Genomic DNA, 22,909 nt, shown 5'->3' on the forward strand with positions numbered 1-22,909 from the left:
ATTTGGACGCGGCGCCTGTCAGGCCGCTTCCTTGCCAGCCTCGGGCGCTGGTGCTTCGGTGGGGGTATAGACCATCACATCCAGCACATCGGAGTGAAACTCGCGCTGATACAACACGAACACCACGCCTGCACTCATCAACATGAATAACCAGGGGCTGACAAACCACGCCAACATGGTCATGCCGAAGTAATAGGCACGCAGGCCGAAGTTGAACTGGTTGGCCGCCATGGAAATCACCCGCGCCGCCCTTAGTGCGAAGGCTTTGCGCTCTTGCTCCGAGACATGGCGCTCGCCGATCATCGGTGCCGAGCCAATCAGCACCGCGGCGAAGTTGTATTGGCGCATGCACCAGCTGAACGTGAAGAACGCATACACGAACACCAGTGCCAGGCACAGCAACTTGACCTCCGCCATGCCCTGGGAAGCCTGTTGCACCAAGGGGATGTCCGCCAGCAACGACACCGCCCGATCCGAGGCCCCGAGCACTGTCAGGATGCCCGCCAGGATGATCAGCGTGCTGGAAGCGAAGAATGACGCGTTGCGCTCCAGGTTGCCGATCACGCTGGCATCGGCGATGCGGTTCTCGCGCAACAGCATGCGGCGCATCCAGTCTTCGCGGTACAGGTGCATGACACTGGCCAGGCAGGCCGTGTCGCGGGCCTTCCAGGTGGCATAACGGGTATAGCCCGCCCAGCAGATGATGAACCAGGCGGCGGCAAGCAGATGGATCAGGTTGGCTTGGATGAATGACATTCGATTTCCTGTGTGTCTAAAAACATGACGTCTAAAGCCAGACTTGTCTTGAAATGCAGACCTGTGGGAGCGAGCTTGCTCGCGATAGCAGTTTATCAGCCACCTCATAGCTGACTGTTACGACGCGATCGCACGCCAGCAACCAGCCACCAGGTGCTGTGCAGGTTTTTCAAGACACTGCTTCGACGTTAGTCCACGAAAAAAGACACCACACTCAAAAAAAATGCCCCGTATCGATTGATACGGGGCATTTCGGTTCTTGCCGGTGGATCTGCCTGTTGTCGCTTACGCCAACGCTTCGCTGCGCTTGCCCAGCAGGCGATCACACACCACCGCGACCGCCAGGGTCATCACCGAAGGCACCAGCCAGGCCAGGCCTTGCTCGCTCAGCGGCAAGTGAGCCAGTTGCGTCGGCATCCAGTCCGCCAGCCCCGCGCCCTTGAGCGCATCGATCAAGCCAAACAGGAACGACACCAGCATCACCGGGCCAACGATGCGCCCCTGCTCGTGCCAGAAATCCTTGCAGAAACTCAGGGCCACCAGGGCGATGCACGGTGGGTAGATCGCGGTGAGGACAGGAATCGAGAACGCGATCAGCTTGGTCAGGCCCAGGTTGGACACCAACAGCGAAAAGGCCGCCAGGATCACCACCAAGGTCTTGTAGGACAGCGGCAACACCCGGCTGAAGTACTCGGCGCAGGCGCAGGTCAAGCCGACCGCGGTCACCAGGCATGCAAGGGAGATCAGCACCGCCAGGAAACCGCTGCCCAGGCTGCCGAAGGTGTGTTGCACATAGGCGTGCAGCACGGCGGCGCCGTTGGTTGCGCCCGCGGCCACTTCATGGCTGCCCGAACCCAGGCGGAACAGGCTGACGTAGACCAGCGCCAGGCCCACCCCGGCAATCAACCCGGCGATGATCGCGTAGCGGGTGATCAGGGCCGGCGACTCGACGCCCCGGGAGCGGATCGCATTGACGATGACAATGCCGAACACTAAGGCGCCCAGGGTATCCATGGTCAGGTAGCCATTGATGAAGCCTTGGGAAAACGACGCCGCCACATATTCGGGCGTGGCCACGCCGATATCGCCGGCCGGCAAGGCAAACGCAGCGATGCCGAGCACGGCCAGGGCGATGATCTTCAGGGGAGCAAGGAAGCGTCCGACGGTGTCCAGCAGGCGGCCCGGGTAGAGCGAGATGAAAAACACCAGCAGGAAATACACCGCGCTGTAGAGGAACAGCGCCAGCGGGCTTTCGCCAGTCAGAGGCGCCAAGCCGACTTCGAACGAAACGGTGGCGGTACGTGGCGTGGCGAACAGCGGGCCGACTGCCAGGTAGCACACCGCCGCCAGCAACCCACCGGCGATTTTACCGATGGGGCTGCTCAGGGCATCCATCGCGCCACCGACCTTGGCCAACGCAACGACCGTGATGACCGGCAGCCCGACCGCGGTGATCAAGAAGCCCAGCGCCGCCATCCAGACATGGGGCCCGGACTGCAAACCGACGATAGGCGGGAAGATGATGTTGCCAGCCCCGACGAACAGGGCAAATGTCATGAAACCAAGCGCCAGGATGTCCTGGCCTTTCAACACTTTCATTAAGGAAACCACACTACTGAATCGGAATTTAGAGAGGGATTTCCCCGAGGGTAGAGGGAAATGCTGCCGATCCGTATGGGACCGACCCGTTTAGCGCGGCGCTTCCTTTTGGGCAGCGATCGCAAAAATGGCTGCTAGCCTAACGAATTTGGCGATAAAACGCACTGTAAAGGGGCAAACTATCCGATGCACGACGCTCCCGTGTCGCGTTTTTGCATCTAAATGGTTGACGACTGTAATTCCGTCATCGCGAGCAAGCTCGCTCCCACAATGCAATGCGCTCAGGCCTTTGTGGCGAGGGAGCTTGCTCCCGCTGGGCTGCGCAGCAGCCCCAATACAGGCAAACCGGATCTATTCAGGTAAAACGGCGCAGCCTGGTTTACGACTGCTTCGCAGCCGAGCGGGAGCAAGCTCCCTCGCCACAAAGGCAGGTCAGCAGTTCCCAAGGCCAGAAACGACAAAGGCCACCCGGAGGTGGCCTTTGTTGCTGGAACGAAAAGGTCAGCCGAAGCTTACTTCTTCATTTCCCAGCCAGTCAGCTCGGCCAGGGCCTTGCCGATGTCTGCCAGCGAACGCACGGTTTTTACGCCTGCGTCTTGCAGCGCAGCGAACTTCTCGTCTGCAGTGCCTTTGCCGCCAGAGATGATTGCGCCAGCATGGCCCATGCGCTTGCCCGGAGGAGCAGTCACACCAGCAATGTAGGAAACAACCGGCTTGGTCACGTTGGCCTTGATGTAGGCAGCCGCTTCTTCTTCAGCCGAACCGCCGATCTCACCGATCATGACGATCGCTTCGGTCTTTGGGTCTTCCTGGAACAGCTTCAGGATGTCGATGAAGTTCGAGCCTGGGATCGGGTCACCGCCGATGCCGACGCAAGTCGACTGACCGAAACCGGCGTCAGTGGTCTGCTTGACGGCTTCGTAGGTCAGGGTGCCGGAACGGGACACGATACCGACCTTGCCTGGCAAGTGAATGTGACCTGGCATGATGCCGATCTTGCATTCGCCTGGAGTGATCACGCCTGGGCAGTTAGGGCCGATCAGGGTGATACCCAGCTCGTCGCACTTGACCTTGGCTTCCAGCATGTCGATGGTCGGGATGCCTTCGGTGATGCAGACGATCAGCTTGATGCCACCGAACGCTGCTTCAAGGATGGAGTCCTTGCAGAAAGGTGCTGGAACGTAGATCACGCTGGCGGTGGCGCCAGTGGCGGCTACAGCGTCTTTCACGGTGTTGAACACGGGCAGGCCCAGGTGCTCGGTGCCGCCTTTGCCCGGAGTTACGCCGCCAACCATCTTGGTGCCGTATTCCAGGGCTTGCTGGGTGTGGAAACTACCTTGCGAACCGGTAATGCCCTGGCAGATAACCTTGGTGTCTTTGTTGATCAGGACGCTCATTATTTGCCCTCCGCAGCTTTAACGACTTGTTGAGCAGCGTCGGTCAGGCTGGTAGCAGCGATGATGTTCAAACCGCTTTCTGCCAGTACTTTAGCGCCCAGCTCAGCGTTGTTGCCTTCAAGGCGAACAACAACCGGGATTTTCACGCCGACTTCTTTCACGGCGCCGATGATGCCTTCGGCAATCATGTCGCAGCGAACGATGCCGCCGAAGATGTTGACCAGTACTGCAGCGACGTTGGTGTCGGACAGGATGATCTTGAACGCTTCGGTAACACGTTCCTTGGTAGCACCGCCGCCCACGTCGAGGAAGTTGGCTGGCTTGCCGCCATGCAGGTTGACGATGTCCATGGTACCCATGGCCAGGCCGGCACCGTTGACCATGCAGCCGATGTTGCCTTCCAGGGCTACGTAGTTCAGTTCGAACTTGGCAGCGTGCGCTTCGCGCGGATCGTCTTGCGACGGATCGTGGAAAGTCTTCAGCTTAGGCTGACGGTACATGGCGTTGGCGTCGATGTTGATCTTGGCATCGAGGCAGTGCAGGTCGCCGTCGGCCTTGATCACCAGCGGGTTCACTTCCAGCAGGGCCAGGTCGTGGTCCTGGAACAGCTTGGCCAGGCCTACGAAGATCTTGGCGAACTGAGTGACCTGCTTGCCTTCCAGACCCAGCTGGAATGCCAGCTCGCGACCCTGGAATGGCTGTGCGCCAACCAGTGGATCGATGGTGGCCTTGAGGATTTTCTCAGGGGTATCGTGAGCGATTTTCTCGATGTCCACGCCACCTTCGGTGGAAGCCATGAACACGATGCGGCGGCTCGAACGGTCAACGACAGCGCCCAGGTACAGCTCTTTAGCGATATCAGTGCACGATTCAACCAGGATCTTGGTGACTGGCTGGCCGTTGGCGTCAGTCTGGTAAGTCACCAGACGCTTGCCCAGCCACTGCTGTGCGAAGGCTTTGGCGTCTTCTTTGCTGCGAACCAGCTTGACGCCGCCCGCTTTACCGCGACCACCGGCGTGAACCTGGGCTTTGACAACCCATTCGCTGCCGCCGATTTTGTCGCAAGCTTCTGCTGCCGCTTCCGGGGTGTCTACCGCGTAGCCGGTGGATACTGGCAGGCCGTACTCAGCGAACAGCTGCTTACCCTGATACTCGTGAAGATTCATGCTTATTACCGTCTTCGTTAGGTACTGCGCATTCGGTGCTGCACCGTTGTGGTGCCGCACCACCTGTGACTGCTGCTTGCGTAGCGTTCCGGTGAACCGGTGTCGCTACGCAAGGCTGCGTCCAGCGGATATTCCGCGGTGAGTCTTGCTCGCAAGGCTCACGACGGGCCATACCGCCGTGGTTTCTTATTGTCTATTAACGCTTCTTGCGGTTGGCCACGTGGATGGCGCCGCCATTTACGGCCAGGGCCGCTTCGTGCAAGGCTTCGGACAGGGTCGGATGGGAGAAGACCATCATGCCCAGATCCTCAGCGCTGGTGCCGAATTCCATACCGATCGCGCCTTGCTGTACCAGCTCGGCAGCGCTTGGGCCAATGACGTGAACGCCCAATACGCGATCCGTCTTGGCGTCGGCGATGACTTTCACGAAACCACCGGTATCGTTGGCTGCCATGGCACGGCCACTGGCGGCGAACGGGAAGGTGCCGACGTTAACTTCAACGCCTTCGGCTTTCAAGGCCTGCTCGGTCTTGCCAACCCATGCGATTTCCGGGTGGGTGTAGATAACCGATGGGATCAGGTCGTAGTTCATCTGGGCTTTGTGGCCCTTGATGCGCTCGACAACCATGATGCCTTCTTCGGATGCCTTGTGGGCCAGCATCATGCCGCGAACCACGTCACCGATGGCGAACACGCCCGGTACGGCGGTAGCGCAATGGTCATCGACCGCGATGAAGCCGCGCTCGTCGATTTCCACGCCGCTGTCGGCAGCCAGCAGGTCGGTGGTCACCGGACGACGGCCGACCGCAACGATCAGTTTGTCGAAGGTGATGGTCTGTTCGCCCTTGGCGTCGGTGTAGGTCACCACGACTTCTTCGCCGTTGACCTTCGAACCGGTCACGCGAGCGCCCAGCTTGATGTCCAGGCCCTGTTTGGTCAGGGTTTTCAGCGCTTCCTTGGATACCGCGGTGTCAGCGGCCATCAGGAAGGTGTCGAGGGCTTCGAGCACGGTCACTTCAGCGCCCAGGCGCGACCATACCGAACCCAGTTCGAGGCCGATCACGCCAGCGCCGATCACACCCAGGCGCTTTGGCACGGTCTGGAATTCCAGGGCGCCGGTGGAGTCGACGATCACATTCTGGTCGACCGGAGCCGGTGGAATGTCGATTGGACGCGAGCCGGGTGCCAGGATGACGTTTTCGGCTTCGATCACTTCAACCGAGCCGTCTGGCTTGGTCACTTCGACTTTCTTGCCCAGCAGCAGCTTGCCGTGGCCTTCGATGGAGGTCACGCCGTTGGCCTTGAACAGGGTGGCGACACCGCTGGTCAGGTTCTTGACGATGCCAGCCTTGCGGCCAACCATCGCGGCGACGTCCATCTTCACTTCACCGGTAGAGATACCGTGAACGTTGAAGCTTTCTTTCGCTTCCTTGTATTTCCAGGAGCTGTCCAGCAGCGCCTTGGACGGAATGCAACCGACGTTCAGGCAAGTACCGCCCAAGGCCTGTTTGCCTTCCTTGTCGGTGTATTTCTCGATGCAGGCAGTGGAGAGGCCCAGTTGCGCAGCCTTGATGGCCGCTACGTAGCCGCCAGGGCCCGCACCAATCACTACCACGTCGAATTTCTGAGTCATGAGTCATTCCTTTTCGAATCAAACCGGACGATCACTTGGGGTGACCGTCGAGGGACGAAACCGGTTGTTTCAGCAAGAGGCCGGTCGACAGACCGGCCCTCGCGGCGAAAATCAGATATCCAGCAGCAGACGAGCCGGATCTTCAAGCAGGTTCTTGATGGTGACCAGGAACGTCACGGCTTCTTTGCCGTCGATCAGGCGGTGATCGTAGGACAGAGCCAGGTACATCATCGGACGAATCACGACCTGACCGTTGATCGCCATCGGACGCTGCAGGATGTTGTGCATGCCCAGGATAGCCGCTTGCGGCGGGTTGACGATCGGGGTCGACATCATCGAACCGAATGTACCACCGTTGGTGATGGTGAACGTACCGCCGGTCATCTCTTCGATGGACAGCTTGCCGTCACGGGCTTTCTTGCCGAAGGTGGCGATGCCGCCTTCGATTTCGGCCAGGCTCATCAGTTCGGCGTTGCGCAGTACCGGAACCACCAGGCCACGGTCGCTGGAGACCGCGACACCGATGTCGGCGTAGCCGTGGTAGACGATGTCGGAACCGTCGATCGAGGCGTTGACGGCAGGGAAGCGTTTCAGCGCCTCGGTGGCAGCCTTGACGAAGAACGACATGAAGCCCAGGCGTACGCCGTTGTGGGACTTCTCGAACAGATCCTTGTACTTCGAACGCAGCGCCATGACTTCGGTCATGTCGACTTCGTTGAAGGTGGTCAGCATCGCCATGTTCGACTGGGCTTCAACCAGACGCTCGGCAACCTTGGCACGCAGGCGGGTCATCGGAACGCGTTTTTCAACGCGGTCACCGGCAGCGAACACTGGCGCGGAAGCGGCAGGCGCGGCTGGCTTGGCCGGTGCGGCGGCTGGCGCGGCTTTCTTGGCGGCAACAGCAGCCACCACGTCTTCCTTGGTCACACGACCGCCCTTGCCGGTGCCGGCAACGGAGGCGATGTTGATGCCGTTCTCTTCAGCCAGCTTGCGAGCAGCCGGAGCGGCGACTGGATCGTCTTCGCCCGAAGCAGCAGGCGCAGCGGCCTGAGCGGCAGCCGGTGCAGCAGCGGCGGCTGGAGCGGCGGCAGCAGCGCCGCCCTCTTCGATCGAGCCCAGGACCTGGTTCGACAGAACGGTAGCGCCCTCTTCGGCAACGATTGCGCCCAGCACGCCGTCAGCTTCGGCCAATACTTCCAGCACGACCTTGTCGGTCTCGATGTCGACGATCAGGTCGTCACGCTTGACGGCCTCGCCTGGTTTCTTGTGCCAGGTGGCAACGGTGCCATCGGCAACCGATTCCGGGAATGACGGGGCTTTGATTTCGATAGCCATTATCTGTGGGTCCTTAAAATTCGGTTTCAGTCAGCGCGAAGGCGTTAAACAGTGAAGGCATCTTGCAGCAGTTTTTCCTGCTGCTCGGCGTGCATCGACGCATAACCACACGCAGGTGCAGCGGAAGCATCACGGCCGGCATATTCCAGGCCCAGGGCCTTGTTATGGTTGCCGATGCTGCGACGCAGGTGATGCTGGCTGCTGTACCACGCGCCTTGGTTCATCGGTTCTTCCTGGCACCACACCACATGGGTGAGGTTGGTGTAAGGCGCGATGGCCTCCATCAGGTCTTCTTCCGGGAACGGGTAAAGCTGCTCGATACGCACGATGGCGATGTCTTCGCGGCCTTCGGCACGACGTTTTTCCAGCAGGTCGTAGTAGACCTTGCCGCTGCACAGGACCAGGCGAGTCACTTTCGCCGCGTCCAGGGTGTCGATTTCCGAAATGACCGTCTGGAACGAGCCTTCGGCCAGGTCCTCGAGCGTGGAAATCGCCAGCTTGTGACGCAGCAGGGACTTCGGTGTCAGCACGATCAGCGGCTTGCGCAGCGGACGGATGACCTGGCGACGCAGCAGGTGGTAGATCTGCGCTGGAGTCGTCGGTACGCAAACCTGGACGTTGTGCTCGGCGCACAGCTGCAGGTAGCGTTCCAGACGTGCCGACGAGTGCTCCGGCCCCTGCCCTTCATAACCGTGTGGCAACAGCATGGTCAGACCGCAGAGACGGCCCCACTTGTGCTCGCCGCTGGTGATGAACTGGTCGACAACCACCTGGGCACCGTTGGCGAAGTCGCCGAACTGCGCTTCCCAGATCACCAGGGCATTTGGCTCGGTGGTGGAATAGCCATATTCGAACGCCAGGACGGCTTCCTCGGACAGCAGCGAATCGTACAGGTCGAAACGTGGCTGGCCCTTGTACAGGTGTTGCAACGGGATATAGGTGCTGGCGTCTTTCTGGTTGTGCAGCGCCGCGTGGCGGTGCGAGAAAGTGCCGCGGCCTACATCCTGGCCGGTGATGCGAATCGGGTGACCTTCGAACGCCAGGGTCGCGTACGCCATGGTTTCGGCGTAACCCCAGTTGATCGGCAGGCCACCGGCTTGCATCTTCTGCCGGTCTTCGTAGATTTTCGCAACCTGGCGCTGGACCACGAAGCCTTCCGGGATGTCCAGCAGCTTGGCGGACAATTCCTGCAGGGTCTTGAGGTCGAAACGCGTGTCGTGACGAGCGGTCCAGGCGTGGCCCAGATACGGACGCCAGTCCACGAACAGCTCTTTGTTCGGCTCCTTGACCAGGCTTTTTACAACGTGCAGGCCGTTGTCCAGGGCGTTGCGATATTCATCGACTTTTTCCTGGACGCGGCCGGCATCCAGCACGCCGCTCTGGGTCAGGCGCTCGGCATACAGCTCACGGGTGGTGCGCTGCTTGGCGATCTGCTGGTACATCAGCGGCTGGGTGCCGCTTGGCTCGTCGGCCTCGTTGTGGCCGCGACGACGGTAGCAGACCAGGTCGATCACCACGTCGCGCTTGTATTGCATGCGGTAGTCGATGGCCAACTGGGTCACGAACAGCACGGCTTCCGGGTCATCGCCATTCACATGGAGAATCGGCGCCTGGATCATTTTCGCGACGTCGGTTGCGTACTCGGTGGAACGCGAGTCCAGCGGGTTGCTGATGGTGAAACCGACCTGGTTGTTGATCACGATGTGCACGGTGCCGCCGGTCTTGAAACCGCGGGTCTGCGACATCTGGAAGGTTTCCATGACCACGCCCTGACCGGCGAATGCCGCGTCACCGTGGATGGAGATCGGCAGCACCTTCTCGCCGGTCGGATCGTTGCGACGATCCTGGCGGGCACGGACCGAACCCTCGACCACCGGGGAAACGATTTCCAGGTGGGACGGGTTGAAAGCCATGGCCAGGTGGACTTCGCCACCGGTGGTCATCACGTTGGACGAGAAGCCCTGGTGGTATTTCACGTCACCGGAGCCCAGCTCGACCTTCTTCTTGCCTTCGAACTCGTCGAACAGCTCGCGCGGGTTCTTGCCGAAGGTGTTGACCAGAACGTTCAGGCGGCCACGGTGGGCCATGCCGATGACGACTTCCTTGGTGCCGTAGGAACCGGAACGCTGGATCAGTTCGTCGAGCATCGGAATCAGGCTTTCGCCGCCTTCCAGGCCGAAACGCTTGGTGCCCGGGTATTTGGTACCCAGGTATTTTTCCAGGCCTTCACCGGCGGTGACGCGCTCGAGCAAGTGGCTCTTGATGTCGGCGGAGTACGTCGGACGGCCACGAACGCTTTCCAGACGCTGCTGGAACCACTGGCGCTGCTCGGAATCGGTGATGTGCGTAAATTCAGCGCCGATGGTGCGGCAATATGTCTGCTGCAACGCTTCGTGAATTTCGCGTAGGCTCGCTTCCTCTTTGCCGATGAACAGGTCGCCGGCACGGAAGGTCGTATCAAGGTCGGCATTGGTCAAGCCGTAGTGAGTGATCGACAGGTCTGCAGGTGCAGGACGCTGCCACAGCCCCAGCGGGTCAAGCTGGGCTGCCTGGTGGCCACGCATCCGGTAGGCCTGGATCAGTCGCAGCACTTCAACTTGCTTCTTCTCGTGCTCGGAGCTCACGCTGCCGGCAGACACCGGTTGAGCGCGGCGCTGGTTCTTTGCCAGCAGCACGAAATGATCGCGAATCGTCGAGTGCGAAACATCGGTGGCAGAGTTACCGTCAGCGGGCAACTTCTGAAAGTAGGTGCGCCATTCTTCTGGCACAGCGTTAGGGTCGTGCAGGTAGAGCTCGTAGAGCTCTTCCACATAGGCAGCGTTACCACCGGAGAGGTGGGCACTGTTCCACATGCGCTGCATCACGCTTTCTTGCATGCTTGGTCACCCTCGATTAGGGGAACACCACCGGCGAAAACACCGAGCAAACTTGCAGAAGTCCGAGTGCAGCGACTAAAACAAGCCACTTAGGATCACGCTGATAGTCCGGGTACCAGCCCGGATGCCCCTGCTTGTCTCATTTCTTCAAAATAAGAACCGCCGCTTTGTAAGCGGCTGTTCTGGTTATAGCCATGACGCGGGTTGAAGCCCGCGCCCTGGCCTTTACGGGTACAGCGGTTCTACGGGTACAGCAGCTGAATCACACGCCGTTTTGCAGCAGCATGTTACGTACGTGACCGATGGCCTTAGTCGGGTTCAGGCCTTTCGGACAGACGTTGACGCAGTTCATGATCCCGCGGCAGCGGAATACGCTGAACGGGTCATCCAGTGCAGCCAGACGCTCGGACGTCTTGGTGTCACGGCTGTCTGCCAGGAAGCGGTACGCTTGCAGCAGGGCGGCCGGGCCCAGGAACTTGTCCGGGTTCCACCAGAACGATGGGCATGAGGTCGAGCAGCAAGCGCACAGGATGCACTCGTACAGACCGTCGAGCTTCTCACGCTCTTCCGGAGACTGCAGACGTTCGATGGCCGGAGCCGGCGTGTCGTTCTGCAGGAATGGCTTCACCTTCTCGTATTGCTTGTAGAAGATGCTCATATCGACGACCAGGTCACGGATAACCGGCAAACCTGGCAACGGACGCACCACCAGCTTGTTGCCCTTGACCACGGCCGACAACGGCGTGATGCAGGCCAGGCCGTTCTTGCCGTTGATGTTCATGCCGTCGGAGCCGCAAACGCCCTCGCGGCAAGAGCGACGATAGGAGAAACCCTCGTCCTGCTCTTTGATCAGGGCCAGCACGTCCAGCACCATCAGGTCTTTACCACCGGTGTCGACCTGGAAGTCCTGCATGAACGGCGCAGCGTCCTGATCAGGGTTGTAGCGATAAACACTGACTTGCAACATAGCGGTCACCCTTAATAAGTCCGGACTTTTGGTTCGAAAGTCGGAACAGTCTTCGGCGAGAAGTTCACGGCACGCTTGGCGACGCGTTTTTCACCCGGGAAGTACAAGGTGTGGCACAGCCAGTTTTCGTCGTCACGGTCTTCGAAGTCTTCGCGGGCGTGGGCGCCACGGGACTCTTTACGCACTTCTGCGGCGATGGCGGTGGCTTCGGCCACTTCCAGCAGGTTCTGCAATTCCAGCGCTTCGATACGGGCAGTGTTGAACGCCTGCGACTTATCGTTGATCTTCACGTTGGCGATTCGTTCACGCAATTGCGCCAGCTGGGCGATACCCTTCTGCATGTATTCGCCGGTACGGAACACGCCGAAGTAGTTCTGCATGCAGTTTTGCAACTCGCGACGCAGGGTTGCCACGTCTTCGCCTTCGGTACGCTCGTTCAGAGCGGACAGACGCGCCAGGGCGGCTTCGATGTTGGCGTCGGTGGCATCGTCATACTCGATACCGTCGGACAGCGCCTTCTCCAGGTGCAGGCCGGCAGCACGACCGAAGACCACCAGGTCGAGCAGCGAGTTGCCGCCCAGGCGGTTGGCACCGTGGACCGATACGCAAGCCACTTCACCCACTGCGAACAGGCCAGGGATGATTTCGTCCACGCCTTCGCCGTTCTGGGTGATCGCCTGGCCGTGGATGTTGGTGGCAACGCCGCCCATCATATAGTGGCAGGTTGGAACCACTGGAACCGGCGCGACGACCGGATCGACGTGAGCGAAGGTCTTGGACAGTTCGCAGATCCCTGGCAGGCGGCTGTGCAGCACTTCCTCGCCCAGGTGATCGAGCTTGAGCATCACGTGGTCGCCGTTCGGGCCACAGCCGTTGCCGGCGATGATCTCTTTAACCATCGAACGAGCCACGACGTCACGACCGGCAAGGTCCTTGGCGTTCGGCGCATAACGTTCCATGAAACGCTCGCCGTGCTTGTTGATCAGGTAACCACCTTCACCACGGCAACCTTCGGTCACCAGTACACCGGCGCCGGCGATGCCGGTCGGGTGGAACTGCCACATTTCGATGTCTTGTACCGGCACGCCAGCACGCAGGGCCATGCCGACGCCGTCACCGGTGTTGATCAGGGCATTGGTGGTGGATGCGTAGATACGGCCTGCACCGCCGGTCGCCAGTACGGTGGCCTTGGCGCGGATGTAGGTGGTTTCGCCGGTTTCGATGCAGATCGCGATCACACCGACGAAGGCGCCGTCCTGGTTCTTCACCAGGTCGACCGCGTAGTACTCGTTCAGGAACGTGGTACCGGCCTTCAGGTTGCCCTGGTACAGGGTGTGCAGCAGTGCGTGACCGGTACGGTCGGACGCCGCGCAAGTACGCGCAGCCTGGCCGCCCTTGCCGTAGTCCTTGGACTGCCCGCCGAACGGACGCTGGTAGATACGACCTTGCTCGGTACGGGAGAACGGCATGCCCATGTGGTCCAGCTCGAACACCGCGGCCGGGCCTTCCTGACACATGTATTCGATAGCGTCCTGGTCACCGATGTAGTCGGAACCCTTGACGGTATCGTACATGTGCCAGCGCCAGTCATCGTTCGGGTCGGCCGAAGCGATGGCGCAGGTGATGCCACCCTGGGCGGAAACGGTGTGCGAGCGCGTCGGGAAAACCTTGGTGATCACGGCAGTCTTGTGACCGCCCTGTGCCAGTTGCAGCGCCGCGCGCATGCCGGCACCGCCACCACCAATGATGATGGCGTCGAAAGAAATCGTTGGAATGTTAGCCATGAATCAGATACCCCAGAGAATCTGCACACCCCAGACGAAGTAAGCGAACATCGCAACGCCGCATACTGCCTGGAAGAGGAAACGTACGGCAGTCGCCGACTTGCCGAACGCCATTTGCGTCAGGTAGTCGGTCGCGATGGTCCACATGCCGACCCAGGCGTGGGCGCCCAGTGCGACAAGTGCCAGCAGACTGAAGATACGCATCCAGTTGTTTGCGAACAGTTCATGCCATTGGGCATAGCCAATGCCAGGGTTTGCCACGACATATCCGATCAGGAAAATGAAGTAAGCCGCGAGAACGACCGCAGACACACGCTGGGCCATCCAGTCGTAGAGGCCCGAACGCGAAAGGTTCGTGACGTTGGTTACCATATCCAGACTCCTGCCAGAACGATCAGCACCGCAGACACGGCGATAATGATTTTCGAGCCCAGCTTGCCGCCTTCCAGCGTCTCACCGATGCCCATGTCCATGATCAAGTGGCGCACACCGGCAACCAAGTGATACAGCAAGGCGGACAGGATGCCCCAAATCACTAGCTTGGCTAGCGGACTGGTCAGACACGCTTTCACCTGACCGAAGCCTTCTTCCGAATCGAGCGACTTGTCCAATGCATAAAGCATGATGGCCAGGCTGACGAAGAGGATGACACCGGAAATACGGTGAAGAATGGACGTGTAAGCAGTGACTGGGAGTTTGATGGTCCTTAGGTCTAGGTTTACAGGTCGTTGGCTTTTCACGGCTTTTTTTTCACACTGAAGAGCCCCTAACAATCAGGGCAAAGTTGTTGGGGCGCGCACTGGTCAGGTACTCACCACCCAGGGAGTGACGACCCCCAAGAAAGCAGGCCCAAAAGCCCCTGGCGGTCGGTGGCCGAGTATAGACAGTTAGGCTACTAATGACAACGCGTTCACCTTCCCCTAATAGCGCATTGCACATATGGCGCAAAAGGCGTAAACGGCAGGCAATTTCGCGGAAAAAGTCCGGTTAAAGCCTTCTGGAGCAAGACTTTAGGCAAATTGACATTCGGATTTATCTCACTATAGTGGTGCGGGCCCTGCGTGGGGGGTCTGTCTGATGATTCCAAGCATTAATAGGAGGCCACATGGCTGACAAAAAAGCGCAGTTGATCATCGAGGGCGCAGCCCCCGTCGAGCTGCCCATTTTAACCGGCACCGTTGGTCCCGATGTAATCGACGTACGGGGCCTGACGGCCACGGGCCGTTTCACCTTTGACCCAGGTTTCATGTCGACCGCCTCGTGCGAGTCGAAAATCACCTACATCGACGGCGACAACGGCATCCTGCTGCACCGCGGCTACCCGATCGAGCAACTGGCTGAGAAATCGGACTACCTGGAAACCTGCTACCTGCTGCTCAACGGCGAGCTGCCAACCGCAGAGCAAAAGGCCCAGTTCGTCAGCACGGTGAAGAACCACACCATGGTTCACGAGCAGTTGAAGACCTTCTTCAACGGTTTCCGTCGCGATGCCCACCCGATGGCCGTCATGTGCGGCGTTGTCGGCGCCCTTTCGGCCTTCTACCACGACTCCCTGGACATCAATAACCCCCAGCATCGCGAGATTTCCGCGATTCGCCTGGTGGCGAAGATGCCGACCCTGGCAGCCATGGTCTACAAGTACTCCATGGGCCAGCCCATGATGTACCCGCGCAACGACCTGACCTATGCAGAGAACTTCCTGCATATGATGTTCAACACCCCGTGCGAGATCAAACCGATCAGCCCGGTGCTCGCCAAGGCCATGGACCGGATCTTCATCCTCCATGCCGACCACGAGCAGAACGCCTCCACGTCCACCGTGCGCCTGGCCGGCTCGTCGGGCGCCAACCCGTTCGCCTGTATCGCCGCCGGTATCGCCGCGCTCTGGGGCCCTGCCCACGGCGGTGCCAACGAAGCGGTACTGACCATGCTCGATGAAATCGGCGATGTCTCGAACATCGACAAGTTCATCGCCAAGGCCAAGGACAAGAACGATCCGTTCAAGCTGATGGGCTTCGGTCACCGGGTCTACAAGAACCGCGACCCACGCGCCACGGTGATGAAGCAGACCTGCGACGAAGTGCTCAAGGAACTGGGGATCAAGAACGATCCGCAACTCGAACTGGCCATGCGCCTGGAAGAGATCGCCCTGACCGACCCGTACTTCATCGAGCGCTCGCTGTACCCGAACGTCGACTTCTACTCGGGGATCATCCTCAAGGCGATCGGCATTCCAACCAGCATGTTCACCGTGATCTTCGCCCTGGCGCGGACCGTCGGCTGGATCTCCCACTGGAAGGAAATGCTCTCCAGCCCGTACAAGATCGGCCGCCCGCGCCAGTTGTACACCGGCTACGAGTCGCGTGACATTACCCAGCTGGAAGACCGCAAGTAAGGCCTGCCTTGCGCTAGGTCCCAAGCGGCACTGAAACAGCCCCTGCTTCTTATAAAGAGCAGGGGCTGTTTTGTTTATATCTCCAAAGACTCAGTGTCTGGACCGGCGCCTTCGCGAGCAGGCTCGCTCCCACATCTGGAATCCATGCCCCCTCCCCTGTGGGAGCGAGCCTGCTCGCGAAGACATCCTCACAAACGACCACAAATATCGCCTGCAAAAAAATACCCCGGCCTCTCGACCGGGGTATTTCTTCAAACACAACGCTTCAACTTGAAGCTTGCAGTTGCCTCAGTGATTCACCGCCCCACTCGCCCCCAGACCCGTCTGCGAACGCACGAACTGCGGGAAGAACAGCGCCCGCTCGTTTGCACCTTCAACCGACTTGTCGGTGATGGAGAAGAACCAGATGCCGATAAAGGCGATGACCATCGAGAACAGCGCTGGGTATTCGTACGGGAAGATCGCCTTCTCGTGACCCATGATCTGCACCCAGATGGTCGGGCCGAGGACCATCAGGCCCACGGCACTGACCAGGCCCAGCCAGCCACCGATCATCGCGCCACGGGTGGTCAGCTTCTTCCAGTACATCGAAAGCAGCAGTACCGGGAAGTTGCAGCTCGCCGCGATGGAGAACGCCAGGCCCACCATGAATGCGATGTTCTGCTTCTCGAACAGGATGCCCAGGCCGATCGCCAGCACCGCCAGACAGATGGTGGTGATTTTCGAAACCCGAATCTCATCCTTCTCGTTGGCCTTGCCTTTCTTGATCACGCTGGCATACAGGTCGTGGGACACCGCCGAGGCACCGGCCAGGGTCAAGCCTGCTACTACCGCCAGGATGGTCGCGAACGCCACCGCCGAGATGAAGCCCAGGAAGATGCTGCCGCCAACTGCGTTGGACAGGTGCACCGCCGCCATGTTGTTACCGCCCAGCAAGGCACCTGCCGCGTCCTTGAAGGCCGGGTTGGTGCTGACCAGCAGGATCGCGCCGAAGCCGATGATGAAGGTCAGGATGTAGAAGTAGCCGATGAAGCCAGTGGCATACAGCACGCTCTTGCGCGCTTCCTTGGCGTCGCTCACGGTGAAGAAGCGCATCAGGATGTGCGGCAGGCCAGCGGTGCCGAACATCAGCGCCAGGCCGAGGGAGAAGGCCGAGATCGGATCCTTCACCAGGCCGCCAGGGCTCATGATTGCCTCACCTTTAGGGTGAACCTTGACCGCTTCGGCAAACAGCATGTTGAAGTCGAAGTTGACGTGCTTCATGACCATCAAGGCCATGAACGAAGCACCCGACAGCAACAGCACTGCCTTGATGATCTGCACCCAGGTGGTGGCCAGCATGCCGCCGAACAACACGTAGAGGCACATCAGGATACCCACCAGGATCACCGCAACGTGGTAGTCCAGGCCGAACAGCAGCTGGATCAGCTTGCCGGCACCGACCATTTGCGCGATCAGATAGAACGCCACCACCACCAGCGAGCCGCAGGCGGACAGACTGCGGATCTGGGTTTGCCCGAGGCGATAGGACGCCACGTCGGCAAAGGTGTATTTACCCAGGTTGCGCAGGCGTTCGGCGATCAGGAACAGAATGATCGGCCAGCCCACCAGGAAGCCGATGGAGTAGATCAGGCCATCGTAGCCGGAGGTGAACACCAGCGCGGAAATGCCCAGGAAGGACGCCGCCGACATGTAGTCGCCCGCGATTGCCAGGCCGTTCTGGAAGCCGGTGATCTTGCCGCCGGCCGCATAGTAGTCGGCCGCCGAATTGTTTTTCTTGGACGCCCAGTAGGTGATGTACAGCGTCGCGCCGACGAAGGCCACGAACATCAGGATAGCGGCGACGTTGAGGGGTTGTTTCTGCACGGCCCCCGCCACGGCATCAGCCGCCCAGGCGCCCGGTGCGAACGCTGCGACGCTCAATAGAGCCAGTAGACGCCGGATCATTGCTGAGCCTCCTTGAGAATCGCATTGTTCAGGTCGTCGAACTCGCCGTTGGCGCGTCGCACGTAGATACCGGTCAGGACGAAGGCCGAGAGAATCAGGCCGACCCCGATGGGAATGCCCCAGGTGATGGTGGACTCAGGCGTGATCTTTGCCCCGAGAATGTGTGGCCCGTAGGCGATCAGAAGAATGAAGCCGGAATACAGCCCAAGCATGATCGCCGAGAGAATCCAGGCGAACTTTTCCCTTTTTCTCACCAGCTCCTTGAAGCGCGGGCTGTTTTGAATCGAGAGGTAAATGCTGTCGTTCATTGTTTTTATCCTCGCAGCACAGATTTAATTGGAACAGCCCTACTCTATGCGGCTCAAGGCCAGGTTCCAGACGACCTTAGTATTAGAACGACATGACGGCTCTGCCGGTTTTCCGCACATTTTCTCAGTTCCCTTTGTGGGAGCGAGCCTGCTCGCGAAGGCGATCTGTCAGTTAACCCTGTAATTGGCTGGCACACCGCTTTCGCGAGCAGGCTCGCTCCCACAAGGGGGATCTGCGTTGGAGCCAGGAATTGCACGCACAAAAAAACCGCATGACACAACGTCATGCGGTTTTCGGAACAGTCAAACCAGGCCGATTACTTGCCGGTCCACTCCTTCACGCGGTCCGGGTGCTTGGCGACCCAATCCTTGGCAGCAGCGTCAGGCTTGGCGCCTTCCTGGATCGCCAGCATGACTTCGCCGATCTCGTCCTTCGAAGCCCACTGGAACTTCTTCAGGAACTCCACCACTTCTGGCGCCTTGGTCCCCAGTTCCTTGCTGCCGATGCTGTTTACAGTCTCAGCCGCGCCGTAGACGCCTTTCGGGTCTTCCAGGAAACGCAGTTTCCACTTGGCGAACATCCAGTGCGGCACCCAACCGGTGACGGCGATGGATTCGTTTTTCTTCTCGGCACGGGTCAGCTCGGCGATCATGCCGGCGCCGGAACTGGCCTTGAGTTGATAACCGGTCAGGTCGTAATCCTTGATCGCCTGTTCGGTCTTGAGCATCACGCCTGAACCGGCGTCGATGCCGACGATGCGCTTCTTGAACGAGTCGTCGGTCTTGAGATCCTCGAGCGACTTGGCCTTGACGTACTCCGGCACGATCAGGCCGATCTTGGCGTCCTTGAAGTTGGGGCCGTAATCGACCACGTTGTCCTTGTTCTTGGTCCAATAGTCGCCGTGCGTCACCGGCAGCCAGGCCGAGAGCATCGCGTCGAGTTTGCCGGTGGCCACGCCTTGCCACATGATCCCGGTCGCGACCGCTTGCAGCTTCACGTCATAACCGAGTTTCTGCTTGATCACTTCGGCGGCCACGTGGGTGGTCGCGACGCTGTCGGACCAGCCGTCAACGTAACCGATGCTCAGGGTTTTGGTTTCGGCGCTGGCCAAGGTGGAACTGATGGCCAGTACCAGTGCGGCACCTGCGCCCAAGAGTCGTCGCATCTTCATCGTTACTTCCCCGAAAGTGCTGCGCCCGACGGATGCCGGGCGGCGTCAACGTATAGTTATGATGCTCAGCGCCCCCATCACGCTCGCCCTCAAACCGGTCTGAATGCCAGTGGAGTACTGACAGGATCGATCATCAACCTGTGCCGTTCTGGAACCTGCTCTGCCTGCGACGTCGAAGCAACGAGAAACGACATCAGAACGCCAGCTAATGATTTCGCGCAATTGGCGCCCCCTCACAGTGAGGTTCGCAGGCGAAATACGGTAAATACCAGATAACTAGCCGCTACTGCGCATGACCGTGTATCGTCCCGCTACTATCGCGCCCCGTCCGTGCCTGTTTTGTGCCCGTCATGGCACTTGGCTCCGCTTCGGTGGTCATAGGCTGCGAACCTCATTCGGCACCTTCCTCTAAGGGATCTAGTCATGCTCCGTTCCTTGCGCTTCGCTGCCCTCCTCGGCGGCCTTATCCTGAGTGCGTCCGCGCTGGCGGCAGATATTGACGCCGCCAGCTATGGCTACCCCTTGACCAACCCGTTCGAGGCGACCATCGCCACCACGCCGCCGGACCTGCGTCCGGAGCTGCCACTGATCGAAGACATCAATCAGGCGGACCACAGCCTGACCCTGCGCCCGGAACGCGAGTTCATCCTGCCGGACAACTTCTGGCCGGTAAAAAGCCTCACCTACCGCATGGCCACCCAGGACAAGCCCGCGCCGCTGATTTTTCTGATCGCCGGCACCGGTGCACGCTACGACAGCACCCTCAACGAGTACCTCAAGCGCCTCTACTACAAGGCCGGCTACCACGTGGTGCAGTTGTCCTCGCCCACCAGCTTCGACTTCATGAGTGCCGCTTCGCGCTTCGCCACGCCGGGCATCACCAAGGAAGACGCCGAAGACATGTACCGGGTGATGCAGGCGGTACGCGCCCAGAACCCGAAAGTACCCGTCACCGAGTACTACCTCACCGGCTACAGCCTCGGTGCCCTGGACGCGGCCTTCGTCGCCCACCTGGACGAAACCCGGCGCAGCTTCAATTTCAAGAAGGTGCTGCTGCTGAACCCGCCGGTGAACCTCTACACCTCGATCACCAACCTGGACAAACTGGTCCAGACCGAGGTCAAGGGCATCAACAGCACCACGACTTTTTATGAACTGGTGTTGAACAAGCTGACCCGCTACTTCCAGCAAAAAGGCTACATCGACCTCAACGATGCGTTGCTGTATGACTTCCAGCAGTCCAAGCAACACCTGAGCAACGAGCAAATGGCGATGTTGATCGGCACCTCGTTCCGCTTCTCGGCGGCCGACATCGCCTTCACCTCGGACCTGATCAACCGCCGCGGCCTGATCATCCCGCCGAAATTCCCGATCACCGAAAGCACCAGCCTCACGCCATTTCTCAAGCGCGCGCTGCAATGCGATTTCGACTGCTACCTCACCGAGCAGGTGATCCCGATGTGGCGCGCGCGCACCGACGGCGGCAGCCTGCTGCAACTGGTCGACCAGGTGAGCCTGTACGCACTGAAGGATTATTTGCAGGCCAGCACGAAGATTTCGGTCATGCACAACGCCGACGACGTGATTCTCGGCCCGGGCGACCTGGGCTTCCTGCGCAAGACCTTTGGCGATCGCCTGACGGTTTATCCACTGGGCGGCCACTGCGGCAACCTTAATTACCGCGTCAACAGCGACGCCATGCTGGAGTTTTTCCGTGGCTAAATATCTGCTGCTTATCGCTGCGTTAATCAGTGCGGGCATGGTCCAGGCCGACAACAGCAAGGCCGATGCACCTGTGGTGGTGGATTCGGACGGTTTCAAGGAACCGCTGACCAAGCTCAAGTTCAACCCGGGGCTGGACCAACGCGAGTTCGAGCGTTCGACCCTTAACGCATTGAACGTCTATGACCCGCTGGAATCCTGGAACCGCCGGGTCTATCACTTCAACTACCGCTTCGACCAATGGGTCTTCCTGCCCGTGGTCGACGGCTATCGCTACATCACCCCCGGCTTCGTGCGCACCGGGGTCAGTAACTTCTTCAATAACCTGGGAGACGTGCCGAACCTGATGAACAGCCTGCTGCAATTCAAGGGCAAGCGTTCGATGGAAACCACGGCGCGCCTGCTGCTCAACACCACCGTTGGCATCGCCGGCCTGTGGGACCCGGCCACCGCCATGGGCCTGCCGCGCCAGAGCGAAGACTTCGGCCAGACCCTGGGCTTCTACGGCGTGCCGGGCGGCGCGTATTTCGTGTTGCCAATCTTCGGCCCCTCGAACCTGCGCGACACCTCGGGCTTGCTGGTGGACTACACCGCCGAATCGGCAATCAACTTCCTGAACGTCTCGGAAGTCAGCTCCAACCACCCGGAGCTCTTGCTCCTGCGCGGTGTGGACAAGCGCTACCAGACCAGTTTCCGCTACGGCCAACTGAACACGCCGTTCGAATATGAAAAGGTGCGCTACGTGTACACCGAGTCGCGCAAATTGCAGATTGCCGAGTAACTTTCGGCCACCCAAAATCCTCGGTGGGAGCGAGCTTGCTCGCGATGGCGTCGGTTCAGCTACATTTGCATTGGCTGATACACCGCTATCGCGAGCAAGCTCGCTCCCACAGTTGTTTTGTGTTGCCAGGTTCAGCCTTTCAGCGCTTTCCAAACCTTGCCCACTGCCAGCACACCCGCCAGCACCACCGCCCCCGCCACGATCCCCGCCACCGCATTGAGCAGCATCGGCACGATAAACCCGGCGCCACCGGCGCTGGCCGTCACGCCTTCGATCCAGTGATGCACCGCCGGCACGCCGTGGGTAAGGATGCCACCGCCCACCAGGAACATCGCTGCGGTGCCGATCACCGACAGGCTTTTCATCATGTAGGGTGCTGCGCGCAGGATGGCCCCGCCGATGCTTTTGGCGACCTGTCCTGGCTTCTGCGTCAACCAGAGCCCCAGGTCATCGAGCTTGACGATGCCCGCCACCAGGCCGTACACACCAACGGTCATGACAATCGCAATGCCCGACAGCACGATCACCTGCTGAGTCAGCGGCGCTTCGGCGACGGTGCCGAGGGTGATGGCAATGATTTCCGCCGAAAGGATAAAGTCAGTGCGCACGGCGCCCTTGATCTTGTCTTTTTCGAAGGCCACCAGATCCACCGCCGGATCCGCCACCGCCTCGACCAGTTGCGCATGTTCAGCCTGGTCCTCGGCCTTGCTGTGAAGGAACTTGTGGGCCAGTTTCTCGAACCCTTCGAAGCACAGGTAGGCGCCGCCGATCATCAACAGCGGCGTCACCAGCCAAGGGACGAAGGCACTGATCGCCAGCGCCGACGGCACCAGGATCAATTTGTTGATGAACGACCCCTTGGCCACCGCCCACACCACCGGCAGCTCGCGCTCGGCGCGCACACCTGACACTTGCTGGGCGTTGAGCGCCAGGTCATCGCCGAGCACGCCGGCGGTTTTCTTGGCGGCCATCTTGGTCATCAGCGCAACATCGTCGAGTACGGTAGCGATATCGTCGATCAGTACCAGCAAACTGCTTCCAGCCATGGAGGGACTCCTTGAACAATAATGC

General features: G+C 59.9%; 18 protein-coding genes. 3 read left to right on the forward strand and 15 right to left on the reverse strand.

Annotated features, from left to right (window positions below; all coding sequences use genetic code 11):
* Positions 1-18 precede the first annotated feature (18 nt).
* The 11 genes from ACIPQ1_RS21065 to sdhC form a co-directional block, all read right to left on the reverse strand.
* Complete coding sequence (locus ACIPQ1_RS21065) at positions 19-756, reverse strand: DUF599 domain-containing protein (protein WP_434703402.1); 738 nt, start codon at positions 754-756, stop codon at positions 19-21.
* Positions 757-1,041: 285 nt separating this feature from the next.
* Positions 1,042-2,355, reverse strand: coding sequence for a branched-chain amino acid transport system II carrier protein (gene brnQ / locus ACIPQ1_RS21070; RefSeq protein ID WP_446534722.1), 1,314 nt, complete (start codon positions 2,353-2,355; stop codon positions 1,042-1,044).
* Positions 2,356-2,867: 512 nt separating this feature from the next.
* Positions 2,868-3,752 (reverse strand): succinate--CoA ligase subunit alpha, encoded by an 885-nt coding sequence (gene sucD / locus ACIPQ1_RS21075; protein WP_014339581.1) that lies wholly within the window; start codon positions 3,750-3,752, stop codon positions 2,868-2,870.
* Complete coding sequence (gene sucC, locus ACIPQ1_RS21080; protein ID WP_003179235.1) at positions 3,752-4,918, reverse strand: ADP-forming succinate--CoA ligase subunit beta; 1,167 nt, start codon at positions 4,916-4,918, stop codon at positions 3,752-3,754. Before sucC ends, sucD begins: the two co-directional genes overlap by 1 nt.
* Positions 4,919-5,114: 196 nt before the next feature.
* Entirely contained in the window at positions 5,115-6,551 is a 1,437-nt protein-coding gene (lpdA, locus tag ACIPQ1_RS21085) for a dihydrolipoyl dehydrogenase (RefSeq protein WP_186708138.1), read from the reverse strand.
* Between the two features lie 111 nt (positions 6,552-6,662).
* Positions 6,663-7,886 carry a 2-oxoglutarate dehydrogenase complex dihydrolipoyllysine-residue succinyltransferase gene (gene odhB / locus ACIPQ1_RS21090; RefSeq protein ID WP_030138331.1) on the reverse strand — a complete coding sequence of 408 codons (1,224 nt, stop codon included), beginning with the start codon at positions 7,884-7,886 and terminating at the stop codon, positions 6,663-6,665.
* Between the two features lie 44 nt (positions 7,887-7,930).
* Positions 7,931-10,762 (reverse strand): 2-oxoglutarate dehydrogenase E1 component, encoded by a 2,832-nt coding sequence (locus ACIPQ1_RS21095; protein WP_411385324.1) that lies wholly within the window; start codon positions 10,760-10,762, stop codon positions 7,931-7,933.
* Positions 10,763-11,024: 262 nt separating this feature from the next.
* Positions 11,025-11,729, reverse strand: a complete 705-nt coding sequence (locus tag ACIPQ1_RS21100) for a succinate dehydrogenase iron-sulfur subunit (RefSeq protein ID WP_207964740.1) — start codon at positions 11,727-11,729, stop codon at positions 11,025-11,027.
* Positions 11,730-11,740: 11 nt separating this feature from the next.
* Entirely contained in the window at positions 11,741-13,513 is a 1,773-nt protein-coding gene (gene sdhA / locus ACIPQ1_RS21105; RefSeq protein WP_053123969.1) for a succinate dehydrogenase flavoprotein subunit, read from the reverse strand.
* Positions 13,514-13,516: 3 nt separating this feature from the next.
* Positions 13,517-13,885: a succinate dehydrogenase, hydrophobic membrane anchor protein gene (gene sdhD / locus ACIPQ1_RS21110; protein WP_030138327.1), complete on the reverse strand. Its 369-nt coding sequence runs from the start codon at positions 13,883-13,885 to the stop codon at positions 13,517-13,519.
* A complete protein-coding gene (gene sdhC, locus ACIPQ1_RS21115) occupies positions 13,879-14,253 on the reverse strand; it encodes a succinate dehydrogenase, cytochrome b556 subunit (protein ID WP_003179220.1) in 375 nt (124 codons plus the stop codon). The genes sdhD and sdhC overlap by 7 nt, the downstream gene beginning before the upstream one ends.
* Positions 14,254-14,618: 365 nt before the next feature.
* Between sdhC and gltA the strand changes: the two genes are divergently transcribed.
* A complete protein-coding gene (gltA, locus tag ACIPQ1_RS21120) occupies positions 14,619-15,908 on the forward strand; it encodes a citrate synthase (RefSeq protein WP_003204440.1) in 1,290 nt (429 codons plus the stop codon).
* A 288-nt stretch (positions 15,909-16,196) separates the two neighbouring features.
* Here gltA and ACIPQ1_RS21125 read toward each other — a convergent pair whose 3' ends face one another.
* The 3 genes from ACIPQ1_RS21125 to ACIPQ1_RS21135 form a co-directional block, all read right to left on the reverse strand.
* Entirely contained in the window at positions 16,197-17,855 is a 1,659-nt protein-coding gene (locus tag ACIPQ1_RS21125) for a cation acetate symporter (RefSeq protein WP_411385325.1), read from the reverse strand.
* Positions 17,852-18,163 carry a DUF485 domain-containing protein gene (locus tag ACIPQ1_RS21130; RefSeq protein WP_072406462.1) on the reverse strand — a complete coding sequence of 104 codons (312 nt, stop codon included), beginning with the start codon at positions 18,161-18,163 and terminating at the stop codon, positions 17,852-17,854. Before ACIPQ1_RS21130 ends, ACIPQ1_RS21125 begins: the two co-directional genes overlap by 4 nt.
* Positions 18,164-18,480: 317 nt before the next feature.
* Positions 18,481-19,335 (reverse strand): glycine betaine ABC transporter substrate-binding protein, encoded by an 855-nt coding sequence (locus tag ACIPQ1_RS21135; RefSeq protein WP_207964736.1) that lies wholly within the window; start codon positions 19,333-19,335, stop codon positions 18,481-18,483.
* A 423-nt stretch (positions 19,336-19,758) separates the two neighbouring features.
* Between ACIPQ1_RS21135 and ACIPQ1_RS21140 the strand changes: the two genes are divergently transcribed.
* Entirely contained in the window at positions 19,759-21,057 is a 1,299-nt protein-coding gene (locus tag ACIPQ1_RS21140) for a serine/threonine protein kinase (RefSeq protein ID WP_411385326.1), read from the forward strand.
* Entirely contained in the window at positions 21,050-21,838 is a 789-nt protein-coding gene (locus ACIPQ1_RS21145) for an MlaA family lipoprotein (RefSeq protein ID WP_186708152.1), read from the forward strand. The genes ACIPQ1_RS21140 and ACIPQ1_RS21145 overlap by 8 nt, the downstream gene beginning before the upstream one ends.
* Before the next feature lie 131 nt (positions 21,839-21,969).
* Here ACIPQ1_RS21145 and ACIPQ1_RS21150 read toward each other — a convergent pair whose 3' ends face one another.
* A complete protein-coding gene (locus ACIPQ1_RS21150) occupies positions 21,970-22,884 on the reverse strand; it encodes a DUF808 domain-containing protein (protein WP_411385327.1) in 915 nt (304 codons plus the stop codon).
* Positions 22,885-22,909: the final 25 nt, after the last annotated feature.

Source organism: Pseudomonas sp. LARHCG127, assembly GCF_052871455.1.

Coding starts and splice junctions, on each gene's coding strand:
- ACIPQ1_RS21100 (WP_207964740.1), bottom strand. CDS start 11,729: ATGTTGCAAGTCAGTGTTTATCGCTACAACCCTGATCAGGACGCTGCG.
- brnQ (WP_446534722.1), bottom strand. CDS start 2,355: ATGAAAGTGTTGAAAGGCCAGGACATCCTGGCGCTTGGTTTCATGACA.
- sdhD (WP_030138327.1), bottom strand. CDS start 13,885: ATGGTAACCAACGTCACGAACCTTTCGCGTTCGGGCCTCTACGACTGG.
- ACIPQ1_RS21150 (WP_411385327.1), bottom strand. CDS start 22,884: ATGGCTGGAAGCAGTTTGCTGGTACTGATCGACGATATCGCTACCGTA.
- gltA (WP_003204440.1), top strand. CDS start 14,619: ATGGCTGACAAAAAAGCGCAGTTGATCATCGAGGGCGCAGCCCCCGTC.
- ACIPQ1_RS21125 (WP_411385325.1), bottom strand. CDS start 17,855: ATGATCCGGCGTCTACTGGCTCTATTGAGCGTCGCAGCGTTCGCACCG.
- ACIPQ1_RS21135 (WP_207964736.1), bottom strand. CDS start 19,335: ATGAAGATGCGACGACTCTTGGGCGCAGGTGCCGCACTGGTACTGGCC.
- ACIPQ1_RS21140 (WP_411385326.1), top strand. CDS start 19,759: ATGCTCCGTTCCTTGCGCTTCGCTGCCCTCCTCGGCGGCCTTATCCTG.
- sucC (WP_003179235.1), bottom strand. CDS start 4,918: ATGAATCTTCACGAGTATCAGGGTAAGCAGCTGTTCGCTGAGTACGGC.
- lpdA (WP_186708138.1), bottom strand. CDS start 6,551: ATGACTCAGAAATTCGACGTGGTAGTGATTGGTGCGGGCCCTGGCGGC.
- odhB (WP_030138331.1), bottom strand. CDS start 7,886: ATGGCTATCGAAATCAAAGCCCCGTCATTCCCGGAATCGGTTGCCGAT.
- ACIPQ1_RS21095 (WP_411385324.1), bottom strand. CDS start 10,762: ATGCAAGAAAGCGTGATGCAGCGCATGTGGAACAGTGCCCACCTCTCC.
- ACIPQ1_RS21130 (WP_072406462.1), bottom strand. CDS start 18,163: ATGAACGACAGCATTTACCTCTCGATTCAAAACAGCCCGCGCTTCAAG.
- sucD (WP_014339581.1), bottom strand. CDS start 3,752: ATGAGCGTCCTGATCAACAAAGACACCAAGGTTATCTGCCAGGGCATT.
- sdhA (WP_053123969.1), bottom strand. CDS start 13,513: ATGGCTAACATTCCAACGATTTCTTTCGACGCCATCATCATTGGTGGT.
- ACIPQ1_RS21065 (WP_434703402.1), bottom strand. CDS start 756: ATGTCATTCATCCAAGCCAACCTGATCCATCTGCTTGCCGCCGCCTGG.